This is a genomic window from Microcoleus sp. OTE_8_concoct_300 (assembly GCF_031383065.1).
Lineage (GTDB): Bacteria > Cyanobacteriota > Cyanobacteriia > Cyanobacteriales > Microcoleaceae > Microcoleus.
On record NZ_JANMZH010000879.1, the window covers coordinates 1 to 11,294 of the forward strand.

11 protein-coding genes are annotated in these 11,294 nt (G+C 47.5%); 4 read left to right on the top strand and 7 right to left on the bottom strand.

What is annotated here, in order from left to right:
* The first annotated feature begins 31 nt into the window (after window positions 1-31).
* Entirely contained in the window at window positions 32-493 is a 462-nt protein-coding gene (locus tag ACUVJL_RS38375) for an SRPBCC family protein (protein WP_190745192.1), read from the top strand.
* Window positions 477-665 carry a CPXCG motif-containing cysteine-rich protein gene (locus ACUVJL_RS38380; RefSeq protein ID WP_445250601.1) on the top strand — a complete coding sequence of 63 codons (189 nt, stop codon included), beginning with the start codon at window positions 477-479 and terminating at the stop codon, window positions 663-665. The genes ACUVJL_RS38375 and ACUVJL_RS38380 overlap by 17 nt, the downstream gene beginning before the upstream one ends.
* 4 nt (window positions 666-669) lie before the next feature.
* On the opposite strand, the gene ACUVJL_RS38385 is transcribed toward ACUVJL_RS38380, so the two are convergent.
* The 3 genes from ACUVJL_RS38385 to ACUVJL_RS38395 form a co-directional block, all read right to left on the bottom strand.
* Window positions 670-1,422 carry a gamma-glutamyl-gamma-aminobutyrate hydrolase family protein gene (locus ACUVJL_RS38385; RefSeq protein ID WP_445250602.1) on the bottom strand — a complete coding sequence of 251 codons (753 nt, stop codon included), beginning with the start codon at window positions 1,420-1,422 and terminating at the stop codon, window positions 670-672.
* A 195-nt stretch (window positions 1,423-1,617) separates the two neighbouring features.
* The gene (locus tag ACUVJL_RS38390; protein WP_445250603.1) at window positions 1,618-2,277 is read right to left on the bottom strand and encodes a DUF2834 domain-containing protein; all 660 of its coding nucleotides are present in this window, start codon (window positions 2,275-2,277) and stop codon (window positions 1,618-1,620) included.
* 126 nt (window positions 2,278-2,403) lie between these two features.
* Window positions 2,404-3,615: an FAD-dependent oxidoreductase gene (locus ACUVJL_RS38395; RefSeq protein WP_445250610.1), complete on the bottom strand. Its 1,212-nt coding sequence runs from the start codon at window positions 3,613-3,615 to the stop codon at window positions 2,404-2,406.
* Between the two features lie 283 nt (window positions 3,616-3,898).
* Here ACUVJL_RS38395 and ACUVJL_RS38400 point away from each other — a divergent pair, with 283 nt between their 5' ends.
* Together ACUVJL_RS38400 and ACUVJL_RS38405 are read left to right on the top strand one after the other, a co-directional pair.
* A complete protein-coding gene (locus ACUVJL_RS38400; RefSeq protein WP_445250604.1) occupies window positions 3,899-5,290 on the top strand; it encodes a glycoside hydrolase family 10 protein in 1,392 nt (463 codons plus the stop codon).
* A 405-nt stretch (window positions 5,291-5,695) separates the two neighbouring features.
* Entirely contained in the window at window positions 5,696-6,676 is a 981-nt protein-coding gene (locus ACUVJL_RS38405) for an aldo/keto reductase (protein ID WP_445250605.1), read from the top strand.
* A 128-nt stretch (window positions 6,677-6,804) separates the two neighbouring features.
* On the opposite strand, the gene ACUVJL_RS38410 is transcribed toward ACUVJL_RS38405, so the two are convergent.
* The 4 genes from ACUVJL_RS38410 to ACUVJL_RS38425 form a co-directional block, all read right to left on the bottom strand.
* Entirely contained in the window at window positions 6,805-8,019 is a 1,215-nt protein-coding gene (locus tag ACUVJL_RS38410; RefSeq protein ID WP_445250606.1) for a M20 family metallopeptidase, read from the bottom strand.
* A gap of 261 nt (window positions 8,020-8,280) precedes the next feature.
* Entirely contained in the window at window positions 8,281-8,988 is a 708-nt protein-coding gene (gene bioD, locus ACUVJL_RS38415) for a dethiobiotin synthase (protein WP_445250607.1), read from the bottom strand.
* A 404-nt stretch (window positions 8,989-9,392) separates the two neighbouring features.
* Window positions 9,393-11,027 carry a protein kinase domain-containing protein gene (locus tag ACUVJL_RS38420; protein WP_445250608.1) on the bottom strand — a complete coding sequence of 545 codons (1,635 nt, stop codon included), beginning with the start codon at window positions 11,025-11,027 and terminating at the stop codon, window positions 9,393-9,395.
* Window positions 11,028-11,099: 72 nt separating this feature from the next.
* Window positions 11,100-11,294: hypothetical protein (locus ACUVJL_RS38425; protein ID WP_445250609.1), on the bottom strand; the 195-nt coding region annotated here is incomplete at its 5' end.

Genomic DNA, 11,294 nt, shown 5'->3' on the forward strand with positions numbered 1-11,294 from the left:
ATCGCACTTAACTGTCTAGCCCAACGATACAATGCCCAATTTTAAATATTCGTCGCTGATTAATGCCACTGTTGAAGCAGTCTGGAACTTTCACGAAAGGCCGGACATTCTGCAACTTTTGACTCCGCCTTGGCAACCGGTGAAAATCATTCGCCGCGAAGGGGGACTCGATGTGGGTGCTGTATCCGAATTTCGCCTGTTATTGGGGCCGATTCCTGTAAAATGGGTGGCGACTCACACTGAGTGCGAACAATATCGCTTGTTTGTTGATGAACAAACTGAGGGGCCGATGGCACGTTGGACTCACCGACACGAGTTTACCTCAGAAAATGGCAAGACTAGATTGACAGATGCGATCGCATTTTCGATACCGGGCGGCCCGATTGTCGATTTGTTGTTAGGTTGGTGGGTGGAAATGCGGTTAACAGATATGTTTCGCTACCGCCACGAAGTCACAAAAAGAGAGTGCGAGAAAGATGCAAACAACGGCTGAATATTACTGTGCTTTCTGCGGCGAACCGAATACAACTTTTGTTGATACCAGCGGTGGTATGGAGCAATCTTATATCGAAGATTGTCAGGTTTGCTGTCGCCCGAATGTTCTTTATGTCAGAATAGATGAAGATACTCTCGATATTGAAATAGATACTGACTATCAAGAATAAGTGACTATAAAAATGTCGGAATTGCCTTTGATGCTGACTTGGTAGAATTCATAAATTTTGAAGCTGCTGCTTCTACGAAAGCCCGAAAAATTCGCGAGTTTACCGAACAGTTTGGCGACATTTCCGGGTGCCATTGAATTGCTATCATCCAAGGGTGATAGCAGTGCTCCATTGCTTCTACCAAAGTGTCAGGTGCATCGGCTACAATTCGCCAATCGGATGTTACCTTCCTCACTGCTTGATGATGCCAGGAAACAACTGTTGTTGAAGTTTTTCCCATAATTTTTGCTAGCCGACTGTCTGGCTCAATTTTAATGATATGCTCGATCGCACGCGGGGGAATTCCCGATCCGTGATTAACCTCGTCTCCGTAAGCATCCGGTACGTGAATCACCAAACTGCCACCGCTGGCTACATTCAGGATTTGCATTCCCCGGCAAATCCCCAACACAGGTATGTCCGCCTTCAAAGCTAGCTTTGCTAAGTTTAATTCAAAATTGTCGCGTTCTGCATTAACCGAGTAAACTGTGCGATCGACATAACCGCCATAAAGTTCTGGGTTGATATCTCCGCCCCCGGAAAAAATCAAACCATCTACTGCATCAAAAATACTAGCCGGATCTAATTGATGGGGCGGCAGCAAAATCGGGATTCCTCCTGCTGCTTGCACTGCATCAATATAAGCTCCATTTAAGCGATATTCGCCTGCTGGACAGCGGTTGTAGGTGGTGATGCCAACGATAGGATTTTTTTTCATTTGCTAGCGATTTGGAGATAATTAATTAGATTAATACACAGATTTGGCACTATTTGTAATCAGTGTTTCATGGGCGGGCTAGAAGCCCACCCCACAATAAAACTTACTTATTGTGGAACAGGCATCTTGCTTGTTTCTTGTATGATTACTTGTGAGTGATTCCTAGATTAAAGTGAGCATTCGCTGCACTGCTGTCTAATTTGTAACTGTTTCAGTATTAGTTTCCGGCAGGGGTTTGCGCGTGCACAGATAAGCCAGTGGCCCAAACAGTGGCACTAATGTTACTGCCCAAAATGCTGCGACATTCTGCATTCCTCGGCGCGCCATGTCGTCTGCCAATAAGGCAGGAAATAGCAGGCAAAGCATACAAAAATCTAAACTCATTACATGGATAAAGCGGCTGGTTTGCCACTGCCCAATAAAATCAGACCAATCACCTTTTGTCAAGCCCAAGGAAACTAAAGCAGCAGCGCCCAATGTTAGGACAATGGCGGTAAAACGGGAGTCTAATATCTTTAAAAAGATATTTTTATGACCGGGAAATTCAGGATTCGGTTCGCGCAGGGCTAAATAAGGCAGCAAGGCAAAAGCGCCGACGCCAAAGGATAAAGTGGCAAATAACCATGCAGGTATTTTCTGCCCCCTGCCGTCAGCAAATAAGACGCAACTGTAGATGAGCGGCCAGACTCCCATGATGTTGAATAAAGCTACAATTAAAGGGTTGATGTCTGCTATTTTGCCTGTGGAAAGATTGGTAATTAGTGTGATAGTTTCTGGGCTGTCGGGTGGTGCAAATACAAAGGCGTAGGTGCTAAATGCAATCCAAATCAGCCAAAATCCAATTTTTCTGAACATAGTTAGTTTTTCTTACTGCTGATATTACTATAGCAAGCTTAAAGGGTTTTTGAATAAGACTTTTTTTATTTACCACAGAGGACGCAGAGGACGCAGAGGAAGAGAGGAGAATATGTGAATGTATTGCTATTTGGTATTGCGGGTTTTGGGCAGATTGCTAAATTTTTGCATAAATTGGCGATCGATCCAATCTTTCCAGTACCACAGCAGCGCCGATTCCCACATGAAGGATCCGCGAGATGCGATCGCCCTTTTATTCCCAGTACCAATTAACCCTAAGTATTGTTTCTGCGGTGCAAAGGGTTTCAGCGGTTTTTCTAATAAAAACTGCTGCAAATTTTCAAACAGGGGTTTGCCCTGACGCACGGCAAACACGCCTGCTTTGGGACGGGGATAATTAACCATCGCAGCGATATCGCCTGCCCCGAATACGTTGGGGTGAGACACTGATTGCAGGCAATCGTTGACTTGCATAAAGCCGTTTGAGTCGGCTGCTAAACCGGATTCTTTTATCCAATTGGCTGCCGATGCTTGTGTTACCAAAAAAATGCGATCGTACTCTAATTCTAAACCTGATTTACAGGAAATTTGGTAATCTGTAGGGAATTGAGGATTGGTTTCTCTCTCAATCTTTTTTACAGCACAGACTTTTTCCTTTAAATGCAATTGAATGCCGCGACTGATGAGAATTTCTTGAAGGCGTCGGCGCACTCGATGGTTATGCCCCTGCATCAATTCAGCACCGCTGTGAAACAAATTAATTTCTAATTCTTCTTCTTTCTTCCCCCTTCCCTTTTCTCTCTTACGTCTTTCGCTGTACCTTAATATCCATCCGTTAAATCCCGTACACTGCTCGTTGCCGAACCCCTCTTCCTTCCTCAATCGAGATTGCATATTTAATGCTAATTCTACGCCGCCTGCACCGCCGCCTACAATGGCTATCCGCAGCGGTTTTTGAGGATGGTTTGGCCTTTCGGAAATTAACTGATTCCAGCTAGCTAAAAACTCCGGTACGGGTTTAGCTGCAATTGCATATTCAGCAGCACCCGGTACAGATAAAGTCGCAGGAGTGCTGCCGATATCCACAGAAAGCAAATCAAAATTAACCGGAGGGTGAGTTTGACAAATAACTAAGTTTTTGTTAATGTCGATCGCGATCGCCCGATCGATTAATATTTGACACCCGGCAAATTCAGCGAGCGATCGCAAATCGATGTGACATTCATCATAATCGTAAAACCCGGCAACGTGTCCCGGCAGCATCCCCGAATAAGGCGCGTGCAGCACGTCGCTAATCAGAGTCAAACGCACGGACGGCAGAGGTTGGATACCGAACATTTTTAATACGATAGCATGACTATGACCGCCGCCAATTAACACTAAATGTTTCACAATTACAGATGTTCGATCGAAATGTTCCAGCACCGATATTTTACAGCACTCGCACTCCTTGGGCCGCACAGTCCGCTAAGGAGAGCTTGCAGTGCGTAATTAATGATTTCCCAGCAGTTAGACAGAATGCTCTCACTTACCCTCTGCATCAGAGATTATACTTGGCTCAGTTGCGATCGGAGCACATCAATCCACCCATTTCACTTAACCGATTCCAAAATCAGCGCAAATGGCTGTAGACTGTAGAGCGATCAAATTTTATCACCAAATTATGCTGGGGTGTGTTTCGATAGCTAACTCACCATTCAAAACTATGACATTACGCATCATTCCGCGCAGTTGGCAGCGATCGATTAAAACTCTTTTACCGCTTCTGTTTGCCCTCTCATTCATTATAGTATTGCTGGCGAACAACTTGATTCCGGCGATCGCCCAGCAACCCCGCCAGGAAATTCGCGGGGTTTGGATGACTACAAACGACAAAGACATCCTCAGAGATCGCCGCAAACTAGGAGATGCTGTCAGCAAACTAAAACGGTTAAATTTCAACACAATCTATCCCGTTGTCTGGAATTCTGGCTATGCAATGTATCCCAGCTATGTAGCGCAGAAAAGAGACATTCAACCCTTTGTTTACAGAGGGTTAGACGGACAAGATATGATCGCCGATTTAATCGCTCAAGCTCACCGCCAAGGCCTGCTAGTAATTCCTTGGTTTGAGTTTGGTTTTATGGCTCCACCCACATCAGAATTAGCCTTAAACAATCCCGATTGGCTGACACAAAAACAGGACGGCACCCAAACATCAAACGACGCCGGCGGCGAAGTAGTTTGGCTCAATCCCTTTCATCCAGAAGTGCAGCAATTCATTACCGAACTCGTATTAGAAGTCACCACTCAATACAACGCAGACGGCATTCAATTTGACGACCACATGAGTTTGCCGTCGGAATTTGGATACGATGACTACACAGTTGCTTTGTATACCAAAGAAACAAAACAACCTCCGCCAAAAGATTTTCAAAATCCAGCATGGGTGCAGTGGCGAGCAAATAAAATTACCGCTTTTATGTCCCAGCTAAATCAAGCCGTCAAAGCAGTTAAACCCAAGGCAATTTTCTCGATTTCTCCCAATTACTACGATTTTGCTTATAAACATCACCTACAAGATTGGCTGGCTTGGGTGCGTTTAGATATTGCCGACGAGCTAATCGTGCAAGTGTACCGTCCCCATCTAGAATCATTTGTGGACAAAATTAACCGTCCAGAAATGCAAGAAGCACAGCAAAAGATCCCCACAGGAGTAGGGATTATGACAGGTTTGAGAAATAGCCCCGTACCGATTGAACAAATTAAATCTCAGGTGCGAGCAGTCCAACAATACGGCTTAGGCGTCGCTTTCTTCTACTACGAAAGCTTGTGGGAATATGCGCCCGAACCCATCGCCGATCGACTTTCTCAATTTAGCGATTTCTTCCCGTTTTCTGCATTCCGAACAGCGCAACAAATCCCCAGACGCGCGGCGACTTTCCCTCCACCTGCGCCACCCAAACCAAACCCCAAAGCTAAGCCGGCTCAACCTACCAAAAACAGCGCACCTTTGCCCTCGCCAACTACGTAAAAGATTAAAAGAGTCATCAGTCATTAGTCATTAGTCATTAGTCATTAGTCATTAGTCATTAGTCATTAGTCATTAGTCATTAGTCATTAGTCATTAGTCATTAGTTAGAAACTATTAATTCGGAGGGGCGGGTTTTACCAACAATATTGACTGCAACTAAAAGGAACTAAAAACCCGCCCCCGCCCAGCTAATAATTGCCTACAATATATTAGGAACACAACATTGTTCTGTCCAAATCAGAATATCTGTATTGCTGCTAATATTAACTCCGGTTGATTAATCATACTAGCCGGGGCGGGTTTACGAGATAATCATTTGTAGGCAATTATGGTTTGTAAAACCCGCCCCTACACTTCTGTGTGATTATTTAACCGGACTTGCTATAACAACTACCATCAATAAAAATGCACACTAACCAAAAAATTTTACTGCCAAAAATGGGCTGCGGCACTTGGGCCTGGGGCAACCGACTGCTTTGGGGCTACGATGAAAGTATGGACGAGGAATTGCAAGCCGCGTTCAATCTTTGCGTCAGCAGCGGTGTCACTTTATTCGATACCGGCGACTCTTACGGAACAGGGAAATTAAATGGACGCAGCGAACAGCTTTTGGGCCAGTTTTCTCAACAATATCAAGGTGCAAACAAAGACAGTATTTGTATTGCGACAAAACTGGCTGCTTATCCTTGGAGACTGACGCGACAATCAATGATATCGGCTTGCAAAGCCTCTGCTTCGCGCCTCGGAAAAAATGTAGATTTGGTGCAAATGCACTGGTCTACAGCTAATTACGCTCCTTGGCAAGAGGGGGCTCTTTTGGATGGTCTGGCTGACCTTTATGAGCAAGGATTGGTTAAGGGAGTGGGCTTGTCTAATTACGGGCCGAAACGGCTGAAATGGGTGCATCGGAAATTTAGCGATCGCCAAATTCCTATTGTTACTTTACAAGTGCAATATTCCCTACTTTCCACCTATCCGGTGACCGAACTCGGATTGAAAGATGTTTGCGATGAATTGGGGATAAAATTGATTGCTTACAGTCCTCTAGCCTTGGGGTTGCTGACGGGTAAGTATTCCGAAAACGGGTCTGTTCCTAAAGGTATCCGAGGTTTGGCGTGCAAGCAGCTACTTCCGGGAATGCGATCGCTTTTGGAATGTTTGCGAGAAATAGCGGCATTCAGAAACAAGACTGTTTCGCAGGTAGCAATCAACTGGTGCATCTGCAAAGAAACTATTCCGATTCCTGGGGCGAAATCTGTGGCACAGGCGAGGGATAATATTGGTGCTTTGGGCTGGGAGTTAGACTCGGGCGAGATTGCAGAATTGGATAAGGCGGCGGCCAGTGTAGATAAAAAAATGGTGCAGAATATCTTTCAAACTCGGTAATATCTGAGATGTTCTACCATTCTCATGAACAGGCAAGATGCCTGTTCCACAAGACATGAATTTGCTTGTTCCACAAAAACTAAATTTTCTTGTGGGGTGGGCTTCTAGCCCGCCCCTGAAAGCCGGATTTACATCACACAAAAATTTTCCACGCAGCGCACAAACATTTCTACACCCATCCCTAACGCAGTTTCATCAAAATCAAAACGCGGGTGATGGTGCGGGTAAGCCAAGTTTTTCTCGGGATTTGCTGAACCCAAAAAGAAATAGCAACCGGGCACTTCTTGCAAAAAGAACGACATATCCTCGCCGCCCATTGTTTGACATTCTGGAACGATTCCCGCAGGAGTTTCGACAACGGATTCTGCGACGCCGCGCACCAATTCAGCTATTCTTGAATCATTAATCACCGGCGGGTAAAACGCAGAATAATCTAATTTGTAATTTGCCCCGTGACTCTGACAAATTCCGGCAATTACTTGCTCGATTCGCTTGTCAAAATAACCTTGATATGCTGGATTGAAATAGCGCACGGTGCCACCGATTTGAGCGGTGTTGGCGATGACGTTGTGGGTGTCGCCTGCGTGGAATTTGCCGACAGTTACTACCGCTGAGTCGATCGGGTCAATGTTCCGCGCGACAATGGCCTGCAAAGCGCTGACAATTTGGGCTGTAACTACGATCGAGTCCACAGTCTGATGTGGCATTGCGCCGTGTCCACCTTTGCCAAAAATCGTGCAGTCAAAAATTTCGACAGCCGCCATCAGCGCGCCGCTGCGGACGCCTACAGTGCCCAAAGGTAGATTGTTCCACAAATGCAAGCCGACGATCGCATCAACATCAGGATTCTTCAAAACTCCCGCTTCAATCATCGGTTTTGCGCCTCCTGGCCCTTCTTCGGCGGGCTGAAAGATAAATTTTACTTTACCCGAAAAGCTGTGTTTGTGCTTGGCCAGATAACAGACAGTACCAAGGGCGATCGCAGTGTGGCCGTCGTGACCGCAAGCGTGCATAATTCCATCATGCTGCGATCGATAATCCACCTCATTTTCCTCTTGAATGGGCAAAGCATCCATATCAGCTCGAATTGCCAAAACCCGCCCCGGTTTGCCGCTGTCTATAGTTGCGACAATACCAGTTTTAGCAATATTAGTTTGATGGTCAATGCCCCATTCCTGCAACTTTTGCGAGACAAACTGCGCCGTTAAATTTTCATGAAAACTCAACTCCGGCTTTTGGTGCAAGCGGCGCCGCCATTCGACTAGCTGAGGCTGCAAATTTCTTATCTCAAGCCGCAACTGAGATAAATCGACAGAGGTTAAATTCGGTAAAGTAGAAACCATGTTTTATTCTCCTTTTTTTGAATTCGGTTTTAGGTCGAATCAGTTAATCAATTATCATTACTAATGATAGTAACTCTGAATAATTACTGTAACTATCTCTTCTCTTTCTCTGTGATCTCTGCGCTCTCTGCGGTAAAAAAATCTTTTTCAAAAATCAAATATAATTGCTATGTCAATCCTATGTGAGTTGTGCAGGAGATTTTTTTTATGAACCGCAGAGAGCGCAGAGTACGCAGAGAAAGAGAGGTGTTTAGAATAGGGTTATTTAGAAGTCTGAGGAACTAAATTAACCTCTGGTAGTAACCGCTCTAAATCTAATTCTGAAGCTGCTTGAGCTAATTTGGCGAGGTCAGTCGGGTCATCTAAATGCGGCAAAATACCCAACACAGGTATTTGAGTCAGCGACTGGAGCAAATCAACGGGCGCCAGTTCGGCAATTTCTTGTTCAGAATAAGCTTTAACGCAATTAAGCACAATACCTCTGAGTCCAAAACCAGTGTGTCTGGCGAGAGCGACATTCGCCACAGCTTGCCCGATCGCCCCCAACCTCACGGGTACCACCAAAACTCCCTTCAGCCGCCAATCCCTGGCAATATCGGCCACCGTCAGTTCCCGTGTTACAGGCGAACCCAGTCCTCCCAAAGCTTCCACCAATACAAAATCCTTGCGCTTACAAAGGCTTTGCAGGGCCGTCCAGACCTTTTCTAACTCAATATGTCTCCCCTCCCGTTCCGCAGCAATCGGCGGTGCTAGAGGCGCGCCAAAGTGCAGCGGATTGAGTTCTTGGGGGGATTGGTCGAGGGCAAACAAACGGGTGTAGAGTTCGCGATCGCCCGTTCCCGTTTGCAACAGCTTCATAATTCCCAAACTGCGATCGGGAAAATACATTTGCCAATAAGCAGCCAGAGCGCTGGTCAAAACAGTTTTGCCCGCGTCGGTATCAGTTCCAGCAATTAGCAACGAGTTCATCAGAACTATGGGTTTGAAACCCCGTCCTTTTAGGACGGCTTTACATTGAATTGAATCCCCTCGCGGGGAGGAGGGGTATGGTTGCCCCCCCCGGTGAGGTATGGTTGCCTCAATCTCTTTTCGGAGTAAAGTTAGCTTCGCCAAAGTTTTAAGAGCTTGTTAGGCTGAAAGCACTGTTCCAGTGACCTTAGAACTGTTTAACTCTCAACGATAGAGCCAGGGACTAGCTACGCATCCCAGGGTATCGTGACTCAAAAAACGTAGTCAGTTAAGACTTAGGCTGGTCAGAACGGCTTGTTAGATTCCTCCTTCAAGCCTCATGCCTTTAGGCTGAGGTTCCTGACTGGCACATAGCTAACAAGTAATTGGCCTCAACTTTAGTCTAGAGGAATTTTGCCAGAAGTTTAGAGTTCCGGCGACGGCGCGGGTGTTGGTGCTGGTTCCGGCGACGGCGCGGGTGTTGGTGCTGGTTCCGGCGACGGCGCGGGTGTTGGCGCTGGTTCCGGCGACGGCGCGGGTGTTGGCGCTGGTTCCGGCGACGGCGCGGGTGTTGGTGCGGGAGTCGGTTTGGGTGTTGGTTTGGGCGGTGGAGTCGGTTTGGGCGTCGGTTTGGGCGTCGGTTTGGGCGTGGGAGTTGGCGCTGGGCTTGGTTTGGGTGTCGGAGTTGGCGCTGGGGTTGGTTCTGGGGTTGGTTCTGGGGTTGGTTCTGGGGTTGGTTCTGGGGTTGGTTCCGGCAAAGGTTCTGGGGTTGGTTCCGGCAAAGGTTCTGGGCTTGGTTCCGGCAAAGGTTCTGGGCTTGGTTCTGGGGTTGGTGCGGGAGTCGGCGCTGGTGTCGGTTCTGGGGTTGGGGTTGGCAAAGGTTGTGGGGTTGGTATCGGAGTTAGTGTCGGCGTCGGACTTGTGACTGGTGGCGCTGTCGGAGTGGGTTTGGGGCCCTGATTGTTGAGAAATGAGCCTACTAAGGCCCAGGAACCGAAGCCCGTCAAGATTACTAAGCCCGTCAGCAGTCCGATCGCAGCGAAGGGATTGTCCCAAAAAGAGTCGCCCGCAGGCTCAATTAACGGGTCTGGCTGCTGAGGCGGGTGCCCACTATGGGCGGCTGGCTCAGGCGGCCTGCCCACCGCCACCGTTGCTACTAGGGAAGGATTTGAAGGCACCACTGCTGGCGCGGGCGGTACAGTTGGCGGGTTAGGCTGAGGATTAGTTTGGGCGTCGAGTGCTTGGGCGACTTCGCTGACAGATTGATATCGATCGCCCGGAGACCGATTCAACATCCGATTGAGCACCAAAGCCAAACCTGTGCTCACCTGCACTCGCTGCTGCCAATTCCACTGCAGCGTTGTTTGATCGAGCAATTCCTGCGGTTCTTTGCCCGTCAGCAGGACGATCGCCGTTACAGCTAAAGCGTAGAGGTCGCTGCTGGCCGTTGCCCGCCCGCTTTGCAACTGTTCCATCGGCGCGTAGCCGATTTTACCGACTGTTGTCGCGTGGGCTGTTCCTTCGGGAGACTGGACTTTGGTGGCGAGTTCCTTCACCACACCAAAGTCAATCAGCACCGGCAACTGGTCGTTTTCCCGCCGAATTATATTTTCAGGGGAGATGTCGCGGTGGATGATGCCGCGGGCGTGGATGTGAGCCAGTATCGGCAGCATTTGCCGGATAAATACCAAGACTTCGGCTTCTGTGAATGTGCGACCCTTTGAAGTTCGATCGAGCAGCAGTTCGCGGTAAGTCATCCCTTCCACGTAATCCTGCACTAAAAACAAACGCTGGTTTTCTTCAAATATTGCCCGAAACTGGGGAATTTGCGGGTGCGCTATTTGGTAAAGTATTGCCGCCTCTCTTTGAAACAATTCCTTCGATTTTTCCAAAACGTAAGGCCCGCTTTGCACCGGAATCAATTCCTTCAGGGCGCAGCGTTCTTGAAACCGCCCCAAATCTTCTACTAAATAAGTCCGGCCAAATCCCCCTTGACCTAAAATATTCACCAAGCGGTAGCGGTTTTGTAGGAGAGTTCCAATAGCAATAGGTGGCTGCATAAGTTTAAGTAGACAATGTTTAAAAATAGACGATCGCTCACAGACATAGACTGCTACGTCTTTAATGCTTCATCAGAAAAATGGGTAGAAACCCCGTGCTTTTAGCACGGCTTTACATTTAATTTGAATCCCCTCGCGGGGTGGAGGGGTATGGTTGCCCCAAGGCGTGAGGTATGGTTGCCTCAAACTCCCATTTCTGGGGTAGAAGAGACGACCTGCCAGGTCGTCTGTACTTCGCCAATGTTTAGTGAGCTTGCGCCGGCTAGC

What these genes read in the sequence shown, in the direction of transcription:
- ACUVJL_RS38400 (WP_445250604.1), top strand. Translation starts at nt 3,899, where the DNA reads ATGGCTGTAGACTGTAGAGCGATCAAATTTTATCACCAAATTATGCTG.
- ACUVJL_RS38375 (WP_190745192.1), top strand. Translation starts at nt 32, where the DNA reads ATGCCCAATTTTAAATATTCGTCGCTGATTAATGCCACTGTTGAAGCA.
- ACUVJL_RS38395 (WP_445250610.1), bottom strand. Translation starts at nt 3,615, where the DNA reads ATGTTCGGTATCCAACCTCTGCCGTCCGTGCGTTTGACTCTGATTAGC.
- ACUVJL_RS38385 (WP_445250602.1), bottom strand. Translation starts at nt 1,422, where the DNA reads ATGAAAAAAAATCCTATCGTTGGCATCACCACCTACAACCGCTGTCCA.
- bioD (WP_445250607.1), bottom strand. Translation starts at nt 8,988, where the DNA reads ATGAACTCGTTGCTAATTGCTGGAACTGATACCGACGCGGGCAAAACT.
- ACUVJL_RS38405 (WP_445250605.1), top strand. Translation starts at nt 5,696, where the DNA reads ATGCACACTAACCAAAAAATTTTACTGCCAAAAATGGGCTGCGGCACT.
- ACUVJL_RS38380 (WP_445250601.1), top strand. Translation starts at nt 477, where the DNA reads ATGCAAACAACGGCTGAATATTACTGTGCTTTCTGCGGCGAACCGAAT.
- ACUVJL_RS38410 (WP_445250606.1), bottom strand. Translation starts at nt 8,019, where the DNA reads ATGGTTTCTACTTTACCGAATTTAACCTCTGTCGATTTATCTCAGTTG.
- ACUVJL_RS38420 (WP_445250608.1), bottom strand. Translation starts at nt 11,027, where the DNA reads ATGCAGCCACCTATTGCTATTGGAACTCTCCTACAAAACCGCTACCGC.
- ACUVJL_RS38390 (WP_445250603.1), bottom strand. Translation starts at nt 2,277, where the DNA reads ATGTTCAGAAAAATTGGATTTTGGCTGATTTGGATTGCATTTAGCACC.